The sequence below is a fragment of the Desulfobulbaceae bacterium genome, from assembly GCA_015231515.1.
Lineage (GTDB): Bacteria > Desulfobacterota > Desulfobulbia > Desulfobulbales > VMSU01 > JADGBM01.
This window is the reverse complement of sequence record JADGBM010000021.1, coordinates 1-24911: the sequence shown is the minus strand read 5'-3', so window position 1 is coordinate 24911 and position 24911 is coordinate 1. Positions and strand designations below refer to the sequence as shown.

General features: G+C 44.2%; 21 protein-coding genes and 1 pseudogene. 2 read left to right on the top strand and 20 right to left on the bottom strand.

Annotated features, from left to right (window positions below; genetic code table 11):
- Window positions 1–20: 20 nt before the first annotated feature.
- The 6 genes from urtB to HQK80_05480 all read right to left on the bottom strand — a co-directional run bounded on the left by urtB (window position 21) and on the right by HQK80_05480 (window position 9885).
- Window positions 21–1655 carry an urea ABC transporter permease subunit UrtB gene (gene urtB, locus HQK80_05505; protein ID MBF0221672.1) on the bottom strand — a complete coding sequence of 545 codons (1635 nt, stop codon included), beginning with the start codon at window positions 1653–1655 and terminating at the stop codon, window positions 21–23.
- A 104-nt stretch (window positions 1656–1759) separates the two neighbouring features.
- Window positions 1760–3034, bottom strand: coding sequence for an urea ABC transporter substrate-binding protein (gene urtA, locus HQK80_05500; GenBank protein MBF0221671.1), 1275 nt, complete (start codon window positions 3032–3034; stop codon window positions 1760–1762).
- A 640-nt stretch (window positions 3035–3674) separates the two neighbouring features.
- Window positions 3675–3878, bottom strand: coding sequence for a cold-shock protein (locus tag HQK80_05495; GenBank protein MBF0221670.1), 204 nt, complete (start codon window positions 3876–3878; stop codon window positions 3675–3677).
- Between the two features lie 235 nt (window positions 3879–4113).
- Window positions 4114–4956 (bottom strand): GntR family transcriptional regulator, encoded by an 843-nt coding sequence (locus HQK80_05490; GenBank protein MBF0221669.1) that lies wholly within the window; start codon window positions 4954–4956, stop codon window positions 4114–4116.
- Between the two features lie 50 nt (window positions 4957–5006).
- Window positions 5007–8648, bottom strand: coding sequence for an AAA family ATPase (locus tag HQK80_05485; protein ID MBF0221668.1), 3642 nt, complete (start codon window positions 8646–8648; stop codon window positions 5007–5009).
- A complete protein-coding gene (locus tag HQK80_05480) occupies window positions 8638–9885 on the bottom strand; it encodes an exonuclease SbcCD subunit D C-terminal domain-containing protein (GenBank protein ID MBF0221667.1) in 1248 nt (415 codons plus the stop codon). The genes HQK80_05485 and HQK80_05480 overlap by 11 nt, the downstream gene beginning before the upstream one ends.
- A gap of 424 nt (window positions 9886–10309) precedes the next feature.
- Between HQK80_05480 and HQK80_05475 the strand changes: the two genes are divergently transcribed.
- The gene (locus HQK80_05475) at window positions 10310–10669 is read left to right on the top strand and encodes a PilZ domain-containing protein (GenBank protein ID MBF0221666.1); all 360 of its coding nucleotides are present in this window, start codon (window positions 10310–10312) and stop codon (window positions 10667–10669) included.
- Between the two features lie 35 nt (window positions 10670–10704).
- Here the strand turns inward: HQK80_05475 and HQK80_05470 are convergent, their stop codons facing one another.
- From HQK80_05470 to HQK80_05425, 10 genes are all read right to left on the bottom strand, one after another.
- A complete protein-coding gene (locus tag HQK80_05470; protein ID MBF0221665.1) occupies window positions 10705–10902 on the bottom strand; it encodes a ferredoxin in 198 nt (65 codons plus the stop codon).
- A 98-nt stretch (window positions 10903–11000) separates the two neighbouring features.
- Window positions 11001–11501, bottom strand: a complete 501-nt coding sequence (gene tpx / locus HQK80_05465; protein ID MBF0221664.1) for a thiol peroxidase — start codon at window positions 11499–11501, stop codon at window positions 11001–11003.
- Between the two features lie 176 nt (window positions 11502–11677).
- The gene (locus tag HQK80_05460; GenBank protein ID MBF0221663.1) at window positions 11678–12304 is read right to left on the bottom strand and encodes a LysE family transporter; all 627 of its coding nucleotides are present in this window, start codon (window positions 12302–12304) and stop codon (window positions 11678–11680) included.
- 67 nt (window positions 12305–12371) lie between these two features.
- Entirely contained in the window at window positions 12372–12758 is a 387-nt protein-coding gene (locus HQK80_05455) for a hypothetical protein (GenBank protein ID MBF0221662.1), read from the bottom strand.
- A gap of 33 nt (window positions 12759–12791) precedes the next feature.
- The gene (locus tag HQK80_05450; protein MBF0221661.1) at window positions 12792–15629 is read right to left on the bottom strand and encodes a hypothetical protein; all 2838 of its coding nucleotides are present in this window, start codon (window positions 15627–15629) and stop codon (window positions 12792–12794) included.
- 70 nt (window positions 15630–15699) lie between these two features.
- Window positions 15700–17157 carry a tetratricopeptide repeat protein gene (locus tag HQK80_05445; GenBank protein MBF0221660.1) on the bottom strand — a complete coding sequence of 486 codons (1458 nt, stop codon included), beginning with the start codon at window positions 17155–17157 and terminating at the stop codon, window positions 15700–15702.
- A 172-nt stretch (window positions 17158–17329) separates the two neighbouring features.
- The gene (locus HQK80_05440) at window positions 17330–17644 is read right to left on the bottom strand and encodes a pyrimidine/purine nucleoside phosphorylase (GenBank protein MBF0221659.1); all 315 of its coding nucleotides are present in this window, start codon (window positions 17642–17644) and stop codon (window positions 17330–17332) included.
- Between the two features lie 161 nt (window positions 17645–17805).
- A complete protein-coding gene (locus tag HQK80_05435) occupies window positions 17806–18714 on the bottom strand; it encodes an AEC family transporter (protein ID MBF0221658.1) in 909 nt (302 codons plus the stop codon).
- Window positions 18715–18726: 12 nt separating this feature from the next.
- On the bottom strand, window positions 18727–19608 hold the full coding sequence (locus HQK80_05430) for a LysR family transcriptional regulator (protein MBF0221657.1): 882 nt from the start codon (window positions 19606–19608) through the stop codon (window positions 18727–18729).
- Window positions 19609–19732: 124 nt separating this feature from the next.
- Window positions 19733–21133, bottom strand: coding sequence for a sensor domain-containing diguanylate cyclase (locus HQK80_05425; protein ID MBF0221656.1), 1401 nt, complete (start codon window positions 21131–21133; stop codon window positions 19733–19735).
- A gap of 128 nt (window positions 21134–21261) precedes the next feature.
- Between HQK80_05425 and HQK80_05420 the strand changes: the two genes are divergently transcribed.
- Complete coding sequence (locus HQK80_05420) at window positions 21262–21633, top strand: hypothetical protein (GenBank protein ID MBF0221655.1); 372 nt, start codon at window positions 21262–21264, stop codon at window positions 21631–21633.
- Here HQK80_05420 and HQK80_05415 read toward each other — a convergent pair.
- The 4 genes and pseudogenes from HQK80_05415 to HQK80_05400 form a co-directional block, all read right to left on the bottom strand.
- On the bottom strand, window positions 21626–22927 hold the full coding sequence (locus HQK80_05415) for a phenylacetate--CoA ligase (GenBank protein MBF0221654.1): 1302 nt from the start codon (window positions 22925–22927) through the stop codon (window positions 21626–21628). The genes HQK80_05420 and HQK80_05415 overlap by 8 nt on opposite strands.
- Window positions 22928–23032: 105 nt before the next feature.
- Window positions 23033–23752 (bottom strand): ABC transporter ATP-binding protein, encoded by a 720-nt coding sequence (locus tag HQK80_05410; GenBank protein MBF0221653.1) that lies wholly within the window; start codon window positions 23750–23752, stop codon window positions 23033–23035.
- Complete coding sequence (locus HQK80_05405) at window positions 23745–24512, bottom strand: ABC transporter ATP-binding protein (protein MBF0221652.1); 768 nt, start codon at window positions 24510–24512, stop codon at window positions 23745–23747. The genes HQK80_05410 and HQK80_05405 overlap by 8 nt, the downstream gene beginning before the upstream one ends.
- 263 nt (window positions 24513–24775) lie before the next feature.
- A pseudogene (locus HQK80_05400) lies at window positions 24776–24911 on the bottom strand (ABC transporter substrate-binding protein).

The window sequence follows — 24911 nt, the reverse complement described above, 5'->3', positions numbered from 1 at the left end:
AGCTATCATTTTTTTAATCCTTATGCAACGCGGCCTTTTTGAGGGAATAAGCCTTGAGGCCTTTTCTGGATAAACAGAATAATAAAAACCAGAATAATGATTTTTGCCAGAACAGCACCAGCCCATGGTTCTATGAATTTATTAGCGATACCGAGTGACAAACCGCCAAGCATTGTGCCCCATAAATTGCCAACACCACCAAATACAACGACCATAAAAGAGTCAATGATATAGGCTTGGCCAAGGTTGGGGCCAACATTGGTTAGCTGGCTAAGCGCGACACCTGCAATCCCAGCAATCCCTGAGCCCAACCCAAAAGTCAGGGCATCGACTCTTGCTGCTCGAACTCCCATTGCTCGTGCCATATCTCGATTCTGAGAAACCGCTCTAACCTGGAGCCCAATTGAGGTTTTTTTCATAATCATAAAGAGGCCGGCAAACACCAGCCCACAGAAGATAAGAATTGACAGCCTGTTAATTGTAAGTGAGAAGATACTGTTTATTGCTAAAGAGCCGCTCATCCAGTCAGGTGTTATTACGGTTCGATTGAGCGGCGAAAATATTGATCGTACAGCTTGCTGTAGGATAAGACTTAGGCCGTATGTCGCTAGAAGAGTTTCCAGAGGACGCCCATATAAAAATCGAATCACACTTTTTTCGATCACGATACCAGTAAGGCCAGAGACCATGAAGGCTGCTGGTATAGCAATAAAGAGCGATAGGCCAATCGATTCAGGCATTAATTGTTGAATGACATAGGTTGTATACGCGCCAATCATAATCAGCTCACCATGTGCCATATTGATAACACCGATAACACCAAAGGTAATAGCGAGGCCGATTGCGGCTAAGACCAGTACAGATCCCATGCTAAGTCCGAAAAATAGTGTCTCGGCCCAACCAAAAAAGGAGATACGAGAATCAATGTCTCTCAACATCTGCTCCGCATCCTTTTTTAACTTTTCATCGGCCTCATTCTTTATAAGATCAACAACAGCAAACCGAACAGCGGGATTAAGACTTCCCTTCAAGTTGTCCAATGCTGTTATCCTCTTGTCTAAATCAGCATCCTTCAACTGGCTCATAGCAAGTGCTAGTAATAATGTTTCCCGCACCTCGGAATCATTTTCTGCTGACAATCGATTTGTTAATAATGAAACTGTTGAAGGGTCTGGCTCTTCAAGTAATCTTTTAGCAGCCTCAAGCCGCACCTGAGATTCTGGATGAGACAGATCTAACTGAGCGATACTTGATTTTATTGTTTGCCGTAACTTGTTGTTAAGACTTATTTTTTTAAGCTTTCTTTTGTTAATCGGTGCAAGTTTTTCTTCGGTCAGAACAGAGGTGATATTGTATAAACTATCCCCTTCCTCGCCAATGACTACGGTCTTATCTTTTTTTACATAAAAGAGCCGGTCCTTAAGCAGTGCGTTAAAGATCTCCTTTGTTTTAACTGGATCATTGAAAGTATTGATTTTATCGATGCCCAGTTCCTTTTTCGCAAAATCACTTTCAGTTAAAAGGACAAGGCCTTTTTCAAATTCAGTTTGATCTGCGGCCAAACATGGCAAGACATCTGTTATAAAGATCGAGGCAACAAGTAAAAGCACCATGTAAGAGATGCCACGCACGTGTGATATTCTACTCAACTTCATAGTCTCTGATGCTCTTTTAAAGGTTAAATTGGTGTGATTTGTCAAGAAATGACCCGGGCTAAGGAATTACACTTTTTTGATTCCTTAGCCCCAGTCACATACTTTTAGTTTCCTGAACAGGAGCCAGATTTTACATTGAAATTTCCGCAAGAAAGCGGTGCACGCCAATCAGAAATAAGGTCTTTTGAACCATCGAGATAATCTGACCATGCATCGCCGACTACTGTGCCGGCAGTCTGCCATACAGTAACGAACTGGCCATCAGCCTGAATTTCACCAATGAGTACAGGTTTCGTGATATGATGATTGGGCATCATAGCTGCGTAACCGCCAGAAAGATTCGGAACGGTGATTCCAATGATTGCTTTCTGCACGGCATCGGAGTCTGTAGTACCAGCTTTCTCTACAGCTTTAACCCACATATTAAACCCAATGTAATGGGCTTCCATTGGATCATTTGTAACTCGCTTGTCACTCTTGATAAATGTCTGCCAGGTTTCGATGAATGCATCGTTGATTGGATTATCAACACTCATGAAGTAATTCCAGGCAGCAAGGTGACCAACAAGAGGTTTCGTTGAAAAACCGGACAACTCTTCCTCGCCCACAGAAAAAGCAACAACAGGAATGTCTTGAGCTGAAACACCTTGATTAGCCAACTCTTTATAGAAAGGAACGTTTGCATCACCATTGATGGTTGACACAACAGCCGTTTTCACACCAGCAGAGCCGAACTTTTTGATATCAGAAACAATTGACTGCCAATCTGAATGGCCAAATGGGGTGTAATTAATCATGATATCTTTTTCAGCAACCCCTTTTGACTTGAGATAGGCCTCTAAAATTTTATTAGTCGTTCGAGGATAGACATAGTCTGTTCCTGCCAGTACCCATCGTTTAACCTTAATGTCATTCATTAAATAATCGACAGCAGGTATAGCTTGTTGGTTAGGCGCTGCACCTGTGTAGAATACATTCTTTGAAGATTCCTCACCTTCATACTGGACTGGGTAGAAAAGCAGGCTGTTCAGTTCCTCAAAGACAGGAAGAACAGATTTTCTTGAAACAGAGGTCCAGCAACCAAAAACAGATGCAACTTTATCTTTTTCGATAAGCTCCCTAGCTTTTTCAGCAAAAAGCGGCCAGTTAGATGCTGGGTCCACAACCACTGCCTCCAGTTTTTTGCCTAAAAGCCCACCCTTTTTATTCTGCTCATCAATAAGCATCAGCATTGTGTCTTTTAATGTTGTTTCGCTGATAGCCATCGTTCCAGAGAGGGAATGTAGGACGCCCACCTTAATTGTGTCTGCTGCTTGAGCTGCAACAGATAGCGCAAGAATTGAGATGGCGCACAGTGATGACAATAGTCTTCGTTTCATTTGGTAAATCTCCTTGTAATTACTTTGATTAATGTTTGTGGTTCCATGTCAATTCTCACAAATTCAAATAATTTTTTGCATTGTGATGAATAAAATATGGAATCTTCCTAGACAGTTAAAATAGATTAATACAAAGAGCGTGCCAAACATACAAATAAAAATGCAATGATAGCTAACAGACTAATATAATGTCATAAAATGACTATATGCTCACAAAATCTCCACCAGTCAATACAGGCCGAATATTACATATGTGTATTATTATTACATGACTTACTTACATTTTTGAACATATTTATGCCATGAACTATTAAGCACTAATAATACTCAGCTATACTGATGATATGTTCTGGGATATTGACAGATAGCACAGTCAACATTTTTGAGGAAATCGTAATCAACCATATACTTCTCAGTCAAATCATATAAGAAAATATGGTTCATCCGGATAATTAGCACCTCTTCAATGCAAATGGTAGATTCGGAGTTGAAGACTAACTCCTATAGATTTTTTGAGCTACAGGTAGGATTGGTGGCGGAGCAAGCTTGTATCAATTTAGATAGCAGCTGCAAAGAAGGCAAAAAAAAGGGCCGTCCCTTGCGGGACGGCCCTTTGAAGTGTCGTATAGTCGTGTACTACTTAGATATAGACAACGTTATCAGCTGCTGGACCTTTATTTCCATCAACTACGTCGAACTGAACACGTGCACCTTCGTCAAGCGATTTGTAACCATCAGATTTTATTGCTGAGTAGTGAACGAAAATATCATCGCCACCGTTATCCTGCTCAATAAAACCAAATCCCTTTGACGCGTTAAACCATTTTACTGTTCCTTCTGACATCTGTACTGCTCCTTAAATACAGGGCCTTCTCGACCCATTTAATAAAAAACGCCAAATTATATATCTGGCGGCAGAAAACCTGTTAAAAAAAAAGCCGCACTTTCTCTTAATGAGAATATTGTGCGGCTTAAAGTTTCTATTATTTAAAACAAACAGGCACTGCACTAAAGAAGACACCATAACACAAACGCAAACATTTGCAACAGATCAAATGCCTTTTTACAAAATAAATTAATCAGCCTTTTTTCTTCACAAGTCGAATACCTTCATCGTCAATTGAGATCAGCCGTCGTTTGTAAAGGGCGCCTATCGTTTTCTTAAACACTTTTTTACTTACCCCGAATAACGAGTAGATATCTTCCGGTGGACTTTTATCAGTAACAGCAATCCTGCCACCAAAAGCTTTAAGTTTATCTAAAACAGTTTGCGCAATCTCACCAACCTGCTGATAGCCAGGTTGGTGCAAACTCAAATCTATCTTGTGATCTTCACGAACTTTTTTAATATAGCCTTTGAGTTTTTGCCCTATAAGCAACTCTTGAAATACTTCATTTTTATAGACTATGCCCCAGTGAGATTTATTGACAATGGCCTTAAAACCCAAATCACTTTTCTCACAAATAATGATATCGACCTCATCGCCCTCGTTATATTGGGGCGGCAACATACTGAGAAATTTATCAAGTTTTGATGATGCCGCAATGCGGTTGGTTTTCTCATCAAGAAAAACATAGACCACGTAGGATTTACCTTCCTTCATCTCGTTGAACTGCTCTCTTTTCGGGACAAGCAGATTCTTTTGCAGTCCCCAATCGAGGTAAGCGCCAGATGGAGAAAGTGATACTACCCGTAATTTTGCAAAATCGCCGACAGTCGCAAACGGTTTTTGGGTTGTTGAGTGAAGATGTTTCTCTTTATCTTCGTAAACAAAAACTTCTACATCTTCACCAATCCGGGACTGAGCGGAAAGATACTTCTTAGGCAAAAAAACATCGCCTAAATCTCCGCCCTCCAACTGAGCGCCAGAGTCGAGAATTCTTTTTATTGTAAGTGTATTTATTTTGCCTATCTCTACCATATCTCTTCCTTTTTATACGTACTTTAATCACAAACTTCCAGTATACGATATCACGAAACCACCGAAAGCACGCTAAAACCTCCCGCTCCTTTTTGAATTTGAATCTGCACAGGAATGCGTTCCTTCAAGGCATCCACATGCGAGATAACACCAATCGTTTTGCCCGTTTCGTGCAAGGAGGCCAGCGCCGCAATAGCCGTTTCCAAGGTCTCGGTATCAAGAGTACCAAACCCCTCATCCAAAAATAGTGAGTCGACACTCGCCTTACTGCCTGCCAGGTTCGCCAGCCCCAAGGCCAAGGCCAAACTCACTAGAAACTCCTCACCACCAGACAATGTCTCTGTCGAACGAACCGTATCGGCTTGAAACGTATCAACAACCTCAATTTCGAGTTCATCTTGACCGCGCTGCAATAGATAGCGGTCATTTAATCGCACAAGCTGCCGGTTCGCCAAACCGAGCAGATGCTCTAAGGTAAGGCCCTGGGCAAATCTTCTGTATTTTTTCCCATCGGCTGAACCAAGAAGCTCATTAAGTACCTGCCAACGTTCACACTCTTTTTGTTGTTGGCCAATCTCTTCTGCTTGCTTCTTATGGCTCAGGAGCAAAACTTCCTGCTGTTTCAGTATTTCACTGATGGCACCAAGCTCCTGTTGCTTTATTGACAGTGCCCTCTGAACGGCTTCAAGGTTTTCAAGCACATCAGCAAGAGATATCTTGACGGCTTTGCCCTCAACTTCAAGCAAACTTTTTTCGGCATCAGTTAAGCGGGATTTTGCTGCGATATGTGCATCAAGGATACCCTGCCTCAGTGTTCTTAGCCGGACAAACTCTTCATTCTCCAAAAAGCAGTCAGCCATTTTCTCTATTGATTCAAAAGCTGTTTTACTTACCTGATCGACTAACGCCTTCTCACCTTCAGCAAACAGCACCTTGTTTTTTTGTATTGTGGTATCAAGGGCAACCAGACTCTCATTTTTTGATTTTTGCTCGGCAGCCAATTCACCTATTTTTCTTTCCAATTGAGTATGCAGTTTATTGAATTCGTCCCGTTCAGCGCTAAGCATATTCCTGGCTTCATCAACCCCGATTTTGGGCAGCAGCCGATATCGTTTTTTCAGCAGTCCTTCCAGATCGATTTCAAGGGCCTGAAGATCAGTCTTCTCTTTTGTTCTCTGCTCACAGATTCTCTTTACTTCCTTTTTCAAATTACAACAATCTCCCTCCAGAACTGCCAGGGCCTGCATTTGAACAGAGCACTCGGTACGGGCTTTATCATAGGCCTGCCAATGTGCCTGTATCATTTCGACAAAACGATCTTCTTCTCCTGCCAGGGGCAGTGTTAACGAGTGCTTTACTATCTTTTGAGCCAGAATTTCCTCCAGGCCCTCAAGTTTTTCGCTGTACCCAGGCAGGCTTTCCTGGAGCTGGGCAATATCAATTTCAGTACGCAGGACAGCGTTACGCCTGGCTTCAAGCCCTTGGTTTAACTCAGAAAGAGTCTGACCAGCAGCCATCAGTTCTTTTAGCTTCAGACTGATCCGGGCCTCAATTTCACGAATCTCGACTCTTTTCATGCTTAATGCTGCACACTTTTCTTTGGCGCTGCTTCGTTCAGCTACAAGTTGATCTTTAGTTTTGCCTGCCAACCCTGCATTTTCGACAAAACGATCACACACAGAGGTCTGTTTATTTTTTGATACCGTGATTAGGCTGTTATCAATTTCACTTTGGTTTTTTGCAGATCCAAGGGTAAAAACCATGCCTGTCAGATTTCCAAGGCGTTCGGTGAGGGTCTCAACCTTAGACCTTTGCAGGGTCAGCGCTTCATCCAGTGCTTCATCAACAGGGGCAAACTCTCCCCACGGATGATCTAAAGCACCACAGAGAGGGCAAGGATCTCCGTCAGACAACTGCTTCCGATCATCTTCATATTTTTTAACCAGCAACTCGATTTTCTGCTTCTCTTCAAGTTGACTTAATATTTTCAGCTGACCAGACCTTTCTAACTCAGCTATCGCTATTTCCTTTTTTCTCATTTGGATATCAGCTTCAACCCTCATAAGCTTTTCCTGAGCTTTTTGGGCTTCACCGCTGAGACGTTCGCGCTCTGCGACAAGCTGTATCGCCTCACTGATCTGTTGAGCCCGCAGCTCCCAACTCGTCAACTCGTCATCAAGTTTCTCCACAGTCTGACCAGCTAATTTTTCAACAACGGACTTCTCATCGGTTTCAACTGCTTTTTTAAGGAGATCACGAACTCCAAGCGCCTCGGCATGCATTTGGGCACAGGCATCGTACTCTTTACAAAACAACTCCTTCTCCTTGTATCGGTCGACAATACGCTGCTGTTTTTCCACCAGGTTGCAGCGCAGTTGTTTCAGTTCAACAATTTGTTGTGTAAGGGTTGTAAGGATATTCCCTAAGGTTAAGTCCGATGAATTGTCGGCGAGAAAACCTTGTAACTCTGCAACTCGATCTTTCTGAGCATCAACTGCTTTACCAATTTTTTCTTTTTGATCATTGAGACGCATCTCTTCCCTAGAGAGGTCTGCAAGCAATGAGCGAATCTTTTGCGCCTGTTTTTTTTCAAGAGCGAGGCGCTGGTCAATTTTATCGGCCTCTGCAATCTCCCTCTCACGGACAGCCCAGATTTCAGCTAAATCCACCTTTTTTTTGCTGAGTCGTTCCTGTTCCTCGTGTGTTTGATTGATCAACCGAGATAACTCGGTTAATCGCTCAACAACTTTATCTCTTGCCAGCATCTCGCCCTGCTGCCGACTTTTCATCTCTTTTAGCGATGCATAAGCAGCCTGCATGGGCATTGCGACCTCTGCCCGGTCCAGCCGACAAAACACCTCAGCGTTATCTTTTTGCTGCTGCTCTACCTTGACAAGTTCATCCCGAAAGGCTGTTATTGTTGAAAGTAAGGTATCATAGGCAACACGAACCTGTTTTTTATCCTGTAGGAATTCGATTTTTTGCTGAAGGCTTTCAACGTCTTTTAGGATAATGCCTTTTTGTTCCAGCAGTTGTGCAAACTTCTCCCCTGGCATTATCTCCAAAATCGAGTGCCGGGATTGAAGTTGATCGAGTCGATTTTTTTCTGCTTTTGTCCGCTCAAACGCTTCAATTGATATAAGTGAATAAATTTCGGTACCAGTCATTTTTTCAAGGAGTTCAGCGCGCTCATTACCCTTAGCCTGCAAAAATGAGGCAAAATTGCCCTGAGCCAACATAACCGAACGACTGAACCGATTAAAATCGAGGCCTGTAAGTTTTTCAACTTTGGCAATAACCGAGCGAATCTGATCTTCTATAATCCGCGCGCCATCGCCTCCCAGTTCAGACAGCTCCATTTTCGGATTCTGCATTGTGCCATTGGCTCTGCCATGGGCACGTTTTCTGCTCCACCTGCTTCGAAACAGACCTGAATCAACAGAGAACTCGACCTCAGCAAAGCACTCCCCGGCCTGCCTGGACATAATCTTTCCACTAACCCCAGCATGTAACCTGGGCGTCTGCCCGTAAAGGGCGATAGCCACAGCATCAAGGACTGTTGTTTTACCCGCACCTGTCGGACCAGTTATGGCAAAAATACCGGCATCACTTAACGGGGCAGAATTAAAATCTATACAAAAATCCCCTTTCAGAGAGTTGAGATTAGCAAAGCGAAGGCTGTTAATCTTCATCCTTGGTCAGCCTCCACCGCTGCCAGGCTCGTTCCAGCAACTCATCATGACATAAAGTCAGCTCTGTACGTTTAACCTCGTCGTCAATCTCGGCTAGCTTAAGCAGTTCACCAAAGACCTCTGCAGGAAGAAATTCTGCCAACGTAGGGCGGGATGCAGTCTCGCGCAGCGCTAATACGTTTCGCCCTGCACGCTTGACAACCAACACCTGAGCTGATGTCCCCTTGGCTAAGGCATCAATTCGCACCTTTGCCTGCTCCCCCCAATCATCTGTTTCCAAAACAACCTCCAGCCATATCTCGTCTTCACGATTCCTGATGCTGTCGAAATAGTTTTCAATGACCGGCCAATCGCCTTTAACAGACTCAATAGCCTGAAAACCAGGCACCTCAACCGTCCTGATTTCGGCTGGTTTTCCAGCAACAAAATCGACAATTACAACCTGCTTGGCCAAGCGCGCTTCACCAAAACTTAAAGGCAAGGGCGACCCCGAGTAACGGATCGTATCGTGCCCACCAACACGCTGCGGCTTATGCAGATGACCAAGGGCCACATAATCATACCCAGCAGGAAAAACAGATGTCGAGATACCATCAAGACTGCCCACCGCAATATCACGAACTCCGTCACTCAATTCGCTGCCAGCAGTGAACAGATGTCCGGTTGCAATAATTGGCAACCTTACTGCCCCACCCAGGCCGGCACAGATTTTCAGGGCCTCAGTCAGCATGTTGCAGTAATAACTGGCAATACCATTTTGATAGGCAAGGCTCTTATCGGCATAGGTTTCACCTGGGACAGCGCTACGAATATCTCGCTCCCGCAAAAATGGAACAGCACAGACAACACCAACAGGCTCTCCCTTATCATTATCTAAGACCAAAATATCTTCTACAGACGATTGTTTTGAAATACTGCCAACGATATGAACATTAAATAGCTTCAGAAGATCTTTTGGGGCCTGAAGATTTGAGGCAGAATCATGATTACCGCCAACAATTACGGTCTGACGACACGGGGTCTTAGCTAAGCCCTTGATGAAACGATAGTACTGCTCCAAAGCATAGTTGGGTGGCGCTGCCGTGTCAAAAATGTCTCCGGCAACTATCAGTGCATCGACCTGATTAGCTGTCAAACAGTGTAAGAGCCAATTAAGAAACTTCTCATGCTCCTTCTTCCTGTCTTTAGTGTAAAAATTTTGACCGAGATGCCAGTCGGACGTGTGGAGTATTCGCACTTTTATTGCCTAATATCAAACGTGGTTGAAATAACTGTCGTAAAGAAAGTAAAGACCGTATGGGTAATTTCGTCGTACCCTCACCCGAGCATACTTTAACAGAGTGCCAGAAATAATGGCAATACAATCCAACATACTATCCAACTCCAAAACATATTTCCGCCTTTCCGTACAGTTTATCCGGAAAACAGTAATCCAGACGAGAATTCATCAAAATACTAGCCACTGGCACAGTGCGTTGTAAGTTGTTGAGTTTGTGATCTGTTTGAATCGCGCCCTTGCGTTTTACTAGTAGAGGCATAAATATTGCAAATATTTCAGAAGCCTACTATTGAAACTCGCCCGCAGCCGTCGCTCATGAACCTAAAAAATCCAAGTCATTTTCGGACGACGGCGTAACTCAGATATAAGGATTCAATTGCTGATGAAAAATGAGTTCGTAGACAAAAGAAAACATAAAAGGCATATCGTTCCGGAAGATGTAATTGCAGTGTATCAGGACAGAGTGGGACGTGTTATCGATATCAGTGAGGGTGGAATGCGAATCAAATTAATTGACAGTTCCGAGTCAATCGCTGGCGAGTCAATCGCCACCTTTTATTGCAGCATAACAAATACAAAGATCAAAGCCTTCTCCCTGAAATTAATTCGCGAGGAAAACATAAATTACTCCAGGTTTGCCTCTCTTTCCACTAAGACTGTCGGAGCCGAATTCAAAAATCCGAATGACTCTCACCTTGATCAAATTCGCCGTTATATCTCAGAACTGTCATCGGCACCATGAGCACACAGACACGGCTACAATTAAGAAAAAAACACCTACTCATTTTCCCAGCTAATACAATCTTCAGGACAGTCTCTTATAGCCTCATCAACTTCATCTTCAGGATAATTGTCAAGATCAACAACTTCCATATAATCCATCACAGAGTTATATCTGAACACGGAGGGACAAACTCCAATACATCCTTCACAGAGAGTGCACAAGGCAATATCAACAACAGGAACTTTTCTCATTCAGATGACCTTTTTTAAAACCTCATTTACGACCACTATATGTCCCATCGTATTCTGTCGCATACTCATTAAACACCTTTTGTACTGACATGAAGCCCCTACGATAGAGCTTTCAAGGCCGCATCAAAATCAGGATCCTGCCCTATCTCAGGAACTTGTTCTGTGTAGGCGACAATACCGGCAGCATCGATAATCACAATTGCCCGTGCAAGCAGTCCGGCAATAGGCCCTGTAGTAATTTGAACCCCGTAATCTTTACCAAAATTTTGATCACGAAAGACGGAAAGAGAGATTACATTTTCAAGCCCTTCAACTTCACAAAAACGCTTATGGGCAAAAGGCAGGTCAGCCGAAATCGAAAGAAGCACAGTATCTGCCATGCTTCCAACATCTTTATTAAAACGTCGAACTGAGGCCGAGCAGACTGGTGTGTCAATACTGGGGAATATATTCAAGACAACTCTTTTACCTTTAAAAGCAGCTAGACTAACAGCCTTCAAGTCTGTTCCCACTAAGGCAAAATCAGGTGCTGTATCCCCTACAGCAGGGAGATTACCAATAGTTTCAATAGGACTACCTTTTAGAGTAATTTTTGCCATAACCTGTCTCCTTTGTTCAAATTTATTTCAGAAGTAACCAAAAAACAATCAAAACGCATACCAGAAAAGTTTCTGCCTAAACCCCGTCTCAAGTCAAAATAACAAAACCGTCGTTATACCAATAAGGCATAACCCAATATCTTCAAGGATATTTTTTGACGGCTACATAAAGGCTCCTAAACATTGTTTAGCCAACCAAGCAGCACAAACCCGTCACGAACAAGCACTATTGCAAGCGCCCAAAGACACAGACCAATCATCCTCATACTATTGACAAATACCTTACCAACAATGAAGTTTTTGGATCGGGAAACAACAATCGCAAGAAAGACCTTTGCGCCAACCAGCATTACGTAAAAAATCCCCACAAAGACAGAAGCAACCATTAAATTTTGCCGAGAAGCCGAGATGACCGCAGGGGCACCAACGGTAATCCAAAACAGATACGGGTGTGGACTCAGGGCATTAACGAGTATAGCTTTTCTAAAAGTTGTTTGGCTATTTGGTTCAGCGATATGCAAATCATTTTTTATACAAAAATTTTCAAAGCCGAGATAAAAAACAAACACACCGCCAAAAAGAGAAACCAGCCCAAGAATCAGATCTGAGTCGGCATAACTATTGAGAAAGAAAATGGAAGCGGCAACAATCGGCAGATCGGTAAGAAGAGGCGCCATAGCTGCTATGACACCAGCACGCAGACCATAACGCAGTGTTTCAGAAACAACCAGAGCAAACAGAGGTCCTGGAGTCAGTCCTGCGGAAAGACCAAGGACAAAGCCCATGGTTACGAAATTAATCATAGAATCAGATCACTACTGGTGTGAAAAACCGATACAGTCGAGCTGTAAAAAATATAGAAATGAATCTCTATTTGCACATTTGGACAATATCAGCACTTTCATCGGCCAAACAGTCAAGCAGTGTCTCCTGATCAGCTGGACTTAACTTAGAACCACGCTTCATCATCCGGTCAATAGTCCGTTTCCAGCGCGCCTTGTCTTTTTTGCCAAGTTTTTGACAAGAACGATTTTCGTTATGACAGCTGATACAATCCGATTCGAATATCGATAGGCAACTTCCATCATTAGCTGCCGCCACATTTTTTTGCACGGGTGCATCAACGCTCTGTGAGGGAGAAGACGTCGGTGTCGATTTAGCAGGAGAACTCGACGGCGCATCAGACGATTTGTCACCAGAACAAGCCGCAGATATAAACAATAGGGAACAACAGACCAAAGCCGATTTCCAGTTCATATGTCTCTCCTTTACTTTTTTGAATTTTACTGCTTAAAAATCGGGCCCGGCACAATTAGTAGGCATATGTGAACAATCGCCACTACCACTGACTGAATATATGAGAAAATCGTCGTACACTGAAAAACTGCTGGTTCGACCTGGAAACATATCCTCTTTAGCAGCAACTCTCCACAGATAGGTCTGGCCTGCATCACCGACAAATTGAACATTAGTGGCAGTAGTGAACCCTGAAGTTACCAGTGGAGAAAAGAGAGAATTGGTAGCGATCTCATAATAATACAGGACTGGATTTGAAGCTGGTGGATCAATCACGGCATTCCACTCAAGGAGAACATTTACCGTTGGTGTATCATTGAGATTTGAGTGGTAAGGTTCATCAATTAAGACCGGGGCTTGAGGAGCCGGATCTGGAGTAAACTGTATATCGGTGTTTGACCCACATACCACCAGAGTTTCAGGGTAAAAATAGCTTTGATCTCGGGCTCCCTGATCAGGTTCAACAATATAACAATCATCCGGAGCCATTACGTGCCAAACACCGAAACTATCTGTATTGTCACTGTCTTCAATTAAGCCACTGGTTTGATTGCGCAAAGTAACTTTATTGTTAATAAGTGGATACGGGGGTGAACCGTCTGTCCTCAATAGGACTCCTCCATAATCAACAAAAAGAGTTTGCGGCTCAAAAGCGGCGGCAGGATTAATAACCGGAGGTTCTCCCACAGGAAGCCCATCGTGTAAGTGACAGTTGGTACACACATAGGTTCGCCGGTGAGCATCTCCATAGTCAGTCCCATAATGATTGGCTATGGTGTGACAAACATTGCAGATTCCAGTAAATGGGCCCATTTCTTGAGAATATGCACTGCCAGTGGCGTTATCTGTAAAAACCGTTGATACCATGGTGGTTGGAATACCATACAGCCCATCTGACTGCTTTGTCACAGAATCATGGATCATGAAGATATTACTGTCGCCATGCGGATCATGACAGTCCCAACAAAATTTACCACCATTTAACGTTATGTCATGCAGATTACCGGCGTGAAAACTATTCACAGGATCTGAGGTAGTTGCATTGATTTCTGCCAAAGCACCAAGACCGTCAGGATCAAAACCAGGAGCTCCCGTTTGGTGACAAACCAGACAAACTCCATTCATGCCATCAGTACCAGCAATATTGGCTAATCTGAAAGGATTGCCAGGCGCATCATGACTGCCAGTGTGACAATAATCACATACCATTGCGGCTCCAGGATTGTTGGACACCGAATAGTTTGCATTTGACGGCGCACCATGACCGGAGGAGAGCCACTGGGTAGTATCAATTCGCCCCAAAGTCCCATTGGCATAGCTGTAATCATTACTATCACCGTCACCAAGATGACATTGATCACAGCTGAATGGTCCACTTGCCCCCCATGTGGCAGCATTGCCTCCATGACAGGAAACGCTGCCGCACGTGCCGCCGTTATCATTGTAAACATAGGTAAAGCTAAACGATGGAGACGGATTGACATCAAACGAGCCATTAACATGACTGCTGGTTCCGGAAACTGTCAGTCCGTCTGTTGTCGTACTATAGTGACAGGCTTGACAACCATAGTTATTGGCCAGATGAATACTGTGACTATTGGCCTTTGGTGTTCCGCCCTTCACCGTACCATTAGCATAAGCCGGCGGATTACCATGACATCCATCACAGAGAAAACCTGGCCCACTCGGCCAACGGACCTTGAAATCAGTTTGATTCGGCGGATCACCAGCACCGTCATGATGACAACTGACACAGACAGTGGTTGAGCCAAGATCAAGTTGAATGGCCCCTCCCACAGTGTACATATTACCAAGGTCGTGGCAGTTAGAGCAGTCGATATTGATGTCCAGATGGGCTGAGTGCGACCCACTGTCATGACAGGCTGAGACCGCGCAGCTAGGGCCGCTGCCATCCCCGCTGTGGGCAAATCCTGTCTCATGGGCGTGACAACTCAGACAGTTGTCGCCAGGAACCAGGTTGATGTTTGTATGATTGGGATCAGAACTGCTGCCGTCAAATCGGAAATGTGCTGTCTGGGTATGACATACTTGGCATAAACCAGTATACGTGCTGCCACTAAAATCTGCAAAACCACCCACAGCAACTCCGGGCTCAAAAAATTTCACAGGGTAATTAATGGAAGCTCGACGAATTTGAGACCGAATAAACTGCCCATAAATAATCGTAAAGCTCAAACCGTTAACAGATGATGGCGCTGTTCCCTGAAGATTTATTAGACCATCGCCAGGAATAGTTTCAACAGCGGTATTAATCTCATAGGTGAGGTCACCCAACCCATCGTTGACAACAACGATCAAACCGCGCCCTGCGCCTGTCTTGTTGGGCCAGTCGCCGGGAATCTCCCAGCCGGATTTTGTGGTAAGATTCGTATAGCCGATAGCAGTAGTGCCATCACCAAGGTCAGTAAATGCGTTTATAACACCCGTAGCCAAAAAAAGATCACTTGCATCCGTCGAACTCCAGTCCAGCTGAGCCTGAAAATGTGGGTCATGGCAATCAACACATGTTTGAGTCCACCCGCCAAGAATAGGACGATGCCGTGTTCCCAGAACCGTATTCGAGTGGTCTTTTGGGTCTTGCGGAGAAGCTGAGTTATGACACATGGTGGCACAAATAAGCGCAATCTGTGTATCAAACTGGCTGTTGCCTCGAGTCAACGGTGAAAATTCCCACCATAGGGAGTAGGAGTGGCATGTATTGCACTCAATTACGTTTGATTCATTATGTGGCGCGTCCGTAACGATTGCATAGGATTCGCCTGCCATAAAAACCATAGATAAAACAATGACTATAAATTTTGATAAATTCATTGAGTACGCTTCAGCAGTCATCACGTGAGATCCCTATGTAAAAGGATGAACGATACGTATCCGAACACACTTATAGCACATGTCCGAGAAGATAGATATCGCCAGCAATCCAAGCGCCATGTTCTTTCCGCGAATTAACTGATTTCACAGCCAGGACCTGCAAACCATTTTCCTGTGCTAATTTAGTTACATATGAAGTTGAATGGGCATAGCGACCAGATTGGCACAACCGATACCCTTTACCATCAAAACACTCGGTTGAAAAAAGAACCCTGCCGTTTTCCGACAGGCAGTTCGCTAACCGATTAAAAATACTTTCAAGTTCACCCAGGTAAATAAGCACATCACCAGCTACAATGAGATCATAGGGCTCGTTAACACCCTCCACAAATGAGATAATATCATCTTGAATAAGCGCATCATAGACGTCTTTTGACCGGGCCTTCTCAATCATTTTTTCAGATAAATCCACACCTGTAATGGAGTTTACCATTCCAGAGAAGGCCTGACCGCACAGACCTGTACCACAGCCAAGATCAAGCATGCGCTGGAACGGATATTGAGTCGCCCTCTGTTCATTCAAGAAATCGACAAACTGACGGGGAATATCATAGAGAAGATCTTCAACCAGACGCTTATCAAAATGACCAGCAAAATCATCATACAACTCTCTGACATATGATAAGGGTGCCGAATCAGTGGTTTTCCCCGTGAGCGCATTTAAAATATGTCGGGAAGAAATTGGATGATGATCAATTTCGATCAGCTTTTCATAGACGGCAATGGCCTTATCCGTAGCGTTCTGATCAACATAAAGTACGCCGAGATTCGTAAGTGCCGCACCAAAATCAGGCCGCAATACGGTGGCAATTTCAAGAGACGTAATGGCATCTTCTTTCTGCCCCATGTCATTATGCAACCGGCCAAGATTGTAATGAACATCGGCATCATCTGGTATGATTTCCATTGAATGGATATATGCTGATCGAGCCTTTTCAAGATCTCCGGCATTTTTATGGGCCAAGCCAAGATTGAAATAGATGTCAGCATCATCCGGATTAAGACGTGCTGCCAACGAGTACGCCTCTATAGCTTTTAAAATTTGACCGTCAGAAAAATATGCCGCCCCCAGATTATAAGCAGCCTGCCAGTGATCCTGCTCAGTCTCCAGAACAGTTTCGAAAGATCTAATGGCCAAATTGTTTTCTCCTAAGGTATACTGACATACACCAAGTTGATAGACTATAGCAGGGATGTCAGGCAAAAGCGCCTGGGCTTTTTCGAGCAAAGACAAAGCGTCTTCATGGTTTCCTGAGTCGCAAAGCAAAAGAGCGCTGTAAAAACAGGCCTGAGCGTGGTCAGGATCAAGATCAACAACCTGCTGATACAGTGTCAGAGCCTGCTCAACATCGCCCTGCTGATGGAGACTCAATGCCTGTTCGAAAAAGGTGTCTCGTTTTGAAAGCAGTAAATTCGACCCGGTGTCAGAAGACTGCCCGGGGTTAAAATCCGCGGTATCTGGTGCCATCGTTTCAACTCATAAAACTTTTTATTGTACGTTAGCCGTCGTACAAAAATAACTTGGATTTTTTTAGTTCCTGAACGGCATAAGGGGCCGTGAGGAAATGCATCATAAATAGCCATGTTGTTTTTTGACGGCTCCTAAGCAAAAAACTCCCGGTCAGACCGGGATGCAACTGCTAAGCAACAAAAGAGCAGCAGTAGTCGGTAAGAGTTCTAATTTTGAGCTTAAATTTTGACTTCGCCGGCACTTCAAAAGACTGACCGCCCCGGATTTCCTGCCAATCGTTCTCATCAGAAATCAGTACTGTCAACTCGCCGCTCATGATCTCCATAATCTCTTTAGAGTCGGTGTTAAACTCGTACTCTCCAGGAAGCATCACCCCCAGGGTTTTCTTGCTGCCATCAGCAAAGATGACCGTGCGGCTGGTCACTTTACCATCGAAGTAGGAGTTAACAGCTTTTACGACTGTTACATTTACAAATTCGGACATTATTTTTCTCCAACAGGTTTTAATTAAATTTGTCATCTTTCTAATACTGCTTTGCATTTACTGCAAACAGAATTTTTATTTTATTTTTTTGGCAGCTGACCGTTCCAGCTGAATGGACGCAGGTACGGCGATACCAGAGCAACAAAATCACAACTGCGCTATTAGCCGAGCACAGCAAGTAAACTTTGCAGAATAGGAAGCGATACAAACGAAAACACGATCCCAAAGCCGACTAACGCAGCAGTTAATGATGGTGAGAGTCCTGCCATTATGGCAACAGCACCGGCTGAAATCATTGGTGGCATTCCAGCCTCCAGAACAGAAACCTTGGCGGCCAGACTGTTTAGTCCCAGTACGTAGCAAACTCCCAGAGCTGCCACCGGAGCAACCACAAGTTTAACACCAAGGCCAACACCAAGTGGTTTCCACACCTCAGGACTTAATTTTAGTCGTAACTGAAAGCCCACAGCTATCATCACAACAGGTACAAGCGTCGCGGCCAGAGATTCCAGCAGCAATGAAACGGGTCGTGGAATTGCGACTGACCTAAAAACCAGCGCCAGCATCAGTGCAATAAAAGGCGGAAATGTACAGATTCTGACAGCTATCTCGCGGGCAGAAACCTTTCCAGTTCCACTATAATAGGCCAGAACAATAGTGCCATAGGTTGACAGTGCCAGAAAAGAACCTAATTGATCGTAGAGCACTGCAAAGGAGACCCCGGCATCACCAAAGAAGGCTCGAACCATGGGAATACCCAGGAATGAGGTGTTTCCCATAGGTATGAGCAACATCAGCGCGCCGGTTGTGCCTTTGTCCCACTTAAGATAAATAGAAAAAGCCCAGATGATACATGCTGAAAAAAGCAGCATCCCCCAAGGCATGAGCACGGGAACTAACAGTTGGCTGGAAAGCTCGAGTTCTGGAATTTTTAAGAACGTTAACGCTGGCAGACAGACATAAATTACATACAGATTAAAAACGGCGGATGTTTCTTTTGGGAATTTCGGGACATGGCGCAAGGCCATACCAATCAGTAGATAGGAGATTATGATTACGAAATTTTCCATTCTAACTCTGTTTCAGAAGTCCCTAACCTCTTTGATGGCGTCCAGAACTGCCTCTAAAAGTGGGTCTCCCTCTCCACCCTTTACATAGGCAAAAAACAGATCAACATAAAACGCTTCTTTGTGCCAAATACAAAGATCGCCGGCTTCAACCGCGGTCAGGGCTTCACTTTCAGGCAAAAGGCTCATACCCGCGCCAGCAATTACATGAGCCTTCATCGCATCCTCATCCTCCACATAGGCGGCGGCCGTTGCAATAAGCTCTCTGTCTGAAAACGCCTCTTCAAGCAAACTCCGCCTGGGGCTGTCATGGGAACTCCAGATCCAGGGCAAGGCTGCCAGTTGGGGCCAGTCAGCCAAGTCAACTTCATCCTGCCATTGCCTGGGACCAACTACAACAAGTTTCTGTTGTACAATCTTCAAAAAAACAAGCTCTTCAGGACTGAGATTTTGACCCACAACATAGCCACCAGCTAGACCTCCGGAACAGATTTCACCTAAAATCTGTTCCGACGTACCACGCTCAAAAATCATCTCTAGATGCGGGTGACTGAGTTTGATATGTTCAACTAAATCTTGGGTTGCAAACAACTGGGCCTCAGCAATTATACCCAGTTTAATTGCCCCAGATACCTCGGCATGCAACGATCTTGCTTTGCGCATGAAGCAATCAGCTTCAGCAAGCACATTTTGCGCTTCGGCCATCAAAACGATACCATCTGCGGAAACTTCCAAACCAGTATCTTTTCGGGAAAAAAGCGCAACACCAAGCTCTTTCTCAAGGGCATTGATATGGGAGATCACACTCGGATGACAGGCATTAAGGCGTTCAGACTCGGAGGAGGAAAGAGATTCGTTGGCTACTGCTACAAATGTACGTAGTTGATAGAGTTCCATCGTCTAACTACCTTGCATTATTGATGGTCTCGCAAAAAGCCGCTCGACATCCCCGGCTCGCTCTGTAACTAGTTGATTTCATTGAGTGGCGCTGAACCTTTTTTTACTTTTTGCGAGTTTGTCATTATTCATAAACATATCTGTTTTTGCCGGAGTTTTTTGCCTTATACATATTCTGGTCGGTACGTTCAAGAAATGATCTTTCATCGTCATCCGCCTGAAATTCGGCGACACCAATGCTGATAGTTTTATGGACAACTACGTCAGGTGTCGGCTTAAACTCTATTGCTGCAAAACTCTCCCTGATCCGTTCAGCAACAACAACGGCATTTTCACCCGACGTTTCAGGAAGAATAACAGTGAACTCCTCACCACCATATCGACAGGCCACATCAGTGCCTCGTACAGAAGCTCGGATAACTGCACCTAGTTTTTCAAGAACACTGTCTCCATCGGCATGACCATAGGTATCATTATGGTGCTTAAAGTTATCAATATCCATGAGCATAAGAGAAAGTGGGTGCCCATGCCGTTGCGACCTCTGGATCTCCTTCGTTAAATGTTCGCTAAAATAACGTTTATTGAAAAGCTGAGTTAAGGCATCGATTATACTAAGCTCTTTATAACGCCTCTCACTCTCCTTAAGTGCCTGCTCTGCCACCACACGGGCAGTAACATCGGTGATATGCTCCACAACACCAATTAGCTCACCTACAGGGCCACGAAACGGCGTAGAAATAATATGATAATGAACTGTGGTGCCGTCAGGCAATCTATGATCAATATCATTTTCGACACGATTTTCACCTTTCTTTATGACCTTCAATGGGCATTGAGTCGAACGGCATAAACTATTACGAAAAGTTTCATAACATTTTGAGCCAATTGCCTGATCCCTCGTCTTATCAACCATCGCCAGGAAATTATCATTGCAGCGCAGCAGTTTGCAGTTGACATCAACAACAATAATTCCGCCTGCAATTGTTTTAAAAATCTGATTAATTTCAATATAGGACTGCTCCGCCTCGCGGGTCATATCATTGGCTCTGGTAATAGCAGCCTCCAACTGGTCATTAAAATCTTCCTGTTCATCTTTGTAGTGCGAAATTTTCTTATCAATTTCTTCTCGCTGAAGAGTCTCAAGTAAACCTTTTGCCAGCGTAGAAAGCCAAAGCTCAAAATGATCCTGCCCGCTATCTTCAACCCAAAACGAGTCAAGACCAGCGTCTACAATTAATTGTAGACCGTCAAGAGACGCTTGGGGCGCAATCTTGACAATGGTCACATACATACCATCGTTTTTTGCTCTAATGTTTTTTATGAATTGAGACGATTTATCTGCAGGAACAGACGATCCGATAACAATCAGACGGGGTGCGTATTGGTCAAAGTGATCAACAGCCTCTTGGGTAGACTGAAATGAGGTTGCACCAAAACCCAACAGTTCAAAAAAGCCGTAAAAAATTTGGCTCAGTGCATTACCACTTTCAACTACTATGGCCTGGTATTTTTTTTTACTATCCATGCTTAAACCTTATAACATGCCAGCAAAAGAGTAAACCGATAAAAAAAAATTTACAAAATTCTTGACTTGCAATTTAGATTTTACGAAACTCAATATATTAAAACAAAACCTTAAGAGGCTCAAGCGCAATGACAAAAATATCAAGTGACCTTTTATTTGGAGAATTTCTTGTAAGAAAGGGAGTTGTTGACGAGCATGCAATTCTCGATGCCTTAAATCAGCAGCGAGAACATATTGTCCCAATCGGTCAGATAGCCCTAAAAGAGAAAATGCTCACAGTAAAGCAGGTCTTCAGTATTTTAAATACTCAGGTTGACAACAAAAAACTGTTTGGGGTTATCGCCATCGAGCTTGGCTACCTTGCCGAAGCAGACGTTGAAACGCTTTTAGAAATTCAGAAAAATAACCGCTCACGGCTCGGAGACATCCTCGTAAAAATGGGGAAAATCAATAAAGCCGGTCAGGAAATACTACTCAATGAGTTCAACAAATCTAAGTAAGCCGTCGTTTATCAATCACTCGACTCGCTTTTCCTTCAAAACGCTCCAGACTTTTCTCTTCTACAAGTTTAACCTCAACCCCAATACCAAGTTCAGTGGCTAAACGTTTTTTTATCGTAGCAATAAGCTCGCCCTGCTTTTTCATCTGGTCAAAGAAAATCGACTCAACAACCTCTACCATAACCGTTGTCTTATCGAGACGCCCTTCACGTTCCACTACAATCTGATAATGAGGCTCCGTTCCCTCTACTTCAAACAACACTGATTCAATTTGAGATGGAAAGACATTGACGCCTTTAATAATCAGCATATCATCGGTACGACCGAACACACGATGCATTCGCAGCAATGTTCTGCCAAATGGACAAGGCTCCAGCATCAATTTGGTTAAATCGCGGGTTCGATACCGAATGACAGGAAATGCCTCTTTGGTCAATGTTGTTATTACCAGCTCACCCACCTCTCCAGGAGGCATTGGCTCAAAGGTTTCAGGGTCAACAATTTCAGCCAGAAAATGATCTTCATTAATGTGCAAACCGTTACACTCCTGACATTCGCCAGCAACCCCAGGACCCATAATTTCGGACAGGCCATAGTTATCTGTGGCGATCACATGCAGTTTATCCTGAATCTCTCGACGCATGGCCTCAGACCAGGGCTCTCCTCCAAACAGGCCATATCTCAGGGGTAGAGCGTTTACCTCAATACCCTGCTCCACCATAGCATCCGCCAGCAACAAGGCATAACTTGGAGTGCAAACCAGCGCTGTGGTTTTAAAATCCTGCATGATCTGCAACTGGCGTTTGGTGTTTCCACTTGAAATAGGAATAACAGAGGCACCTATTCGTTCTGCACCATAATGCAACCCGAAGCCACCAGTAAAAAGTCCATAGCCGAAGGCAATCTGGACAACATCATCCTGACTGACACCAGCACCAGTCAATACACGACCGCAAAGATTTGCCCAGGTCTTAATATCATTTTGAGTATAGCCAACAACCGTTGCCTGCCCTGTTGTACCAGAAGAAGAGTGCACTCTGACAACATCTCTGAGTGGTACAGCGAAAAGGCCATAGGGATAATTATCGCGCAGATCCTGTTTCGTGGTAAAGGGGAGTTTGCGAAGATCTTCAAGAGAGGCAAATCCGTCCGGATCGACATTCAACTCTTTAAATTTCTGCCGGTAAAAAGGCACGTGGGTCGCAACACGAAAAAGGGTCGCCTGTAACCGCTCCAGTTGCAGTTGCTCAAGATCCTCTCTAGGCATGCACTCGCTTTCTTGTTCCCAGTACATGATATTCCCTCCGGTAATTTATAACTTTTTATAAACTGTCAACTATTTACTCTACGCTAACAAACAGGCCGCATACTCAGCATGCTTGGGACCATCAGACTCCAGCTAGTCAACATCCCTGCCAAGATAGGCACGCTGAACATCTTTATTTAACAACAAATCCTGCGCAGGCCCTTGAACAATAATTTTGCCAGTTTCCAGCACATAGCCCCGATCTGCAACGGCCAGAGCTGCCTTAGCATTCTGTTCAATGAGCAGGACAGTATTTCCTGACTCTTTTATCTTTTTAATAATCCCAAAAATATTTTTTACGATAAGCGGAGCAAGGCCGGTAGAAGGCTCATCCATCATTATCAACTCAGGTTTTGCCATTAAGGCTCGTCCAATGGCAAGCATCTGCTGCTCACCTCCTGACAAGGTGCCAGCAAGCTGTGATTCTCGGTCTTTCAAAACAGGAAAAAGCTCATAAATCCTGTCTAGTTCAGCCATGGCTTGCCGCCTGTCTTTCTTGTACTGGACATAACCACCTAAGATTAGATTTTCCTTAACCGTCATTGCAGCAAAAACCTGCCGTCCCTCAGGCACCAGAGAGCAACCTGCCGCCACAATTTTTTCTGGTCTGACCTTGACGATTGGCTTTTCCTGAAGAAATATTTCCCCGCCAGTTGCCCGAATCAAGCCGGTTATGGTGCGGAGCAAGGTTGTTTTACCTGCCCCATTGGCACCTATAAGGGAAACAATTTCCCCTTTAGCCACATGCATTGAAATGCGCCGAAGGACTTTAAGCTTGCCGTATCCCGACTCAAGATTTCTAATTTTAAGCATCGTCATCCCCGAGATAGATCTGGATAACTTCCTTATTGGTCTGAATTTTTTGAGGAACGTCCTCTACTAATTTCTGACCAAAGCTTAAGACAACAATTTCATCTGAAATATCCATGACAAGAGACATATCATGTTCAACAAGCAGAATTGTTATTCCATAATCACGGATCTTGGTAATCAAGCGGGCAAGTTCAGCTGTTTCGTAAATATTCAAGCCTGCGGCCGGTTCATCGAGCAGTAGAAGAGATGGTTCAGAGGCAAGGGCCCTGGCAAGCTCAACAGCACGTTGTTGACCAAAGGCCAGGCTGGTGGCCTCAGTGTCGGCAAAATCTGCAATTTCCAACAGTTCAAGGAGTTCAAATGATTTTTCCCGTATATGCCGCTCTTCACTCCATGTCCCCGGCAAACTTAACATTCCAGCCCAAAATCCTGCCCTACTCCGGGTATGTCTGCCGACCATGACATTTTCCAAGGCCGTCATGCCGGCGAACATTTTGATATTTTGAAATGTGCGGGAGATGCCCCGAGTTGCTATTTTGTAAGGCGGCAGTCCCTGTATTTGCTTATCTTTAAAAATCACCTTACCAGTGTCAGCCAGCAATGAGCCGCTGATAAGATTAAATAACGTTGTTTTCCCTGCGCCATTCGGCCCGATAACGGCTTTAATGGTTCCTTCATTCACGGCAAAGGAAACATCACTAACTGCCTGCAAACCGCCAAATGACTTGTTAACTGATTTGACCTCAAGAAGGGATGCCACTAGCGCACCTCCTTACTTTCAGCAGACTGTTTTTTTGTTGAAAAAATTAAGCGCAGGTTTTTCCAGAGATGAACACGCAAAATACCTTCCGGTGCAAAAAGCATGATACCAATTAAGATGGCACCAAAAACCAAATCATCATAGGAACCAAACATGCCTCGTAAGCTCATAAAGTTAAGAGCAAAACCCATCAGCAGGCTTCCCCAGATACTCGCCATTCCACCAACCGCAACAATAGCGACATAGCGCACGGATGTCATAATACCCGCTTCGGAAGGCCCTAAGATTGCAAACACTTGTTCTTCTTCGATAAGCTGCTTGGCAAAGGAGATCGCCTTTTCCGGACTTCCGCCGGAATCCTTAATGATCAACTCTATTTTATCGCCATTCAGACCACCG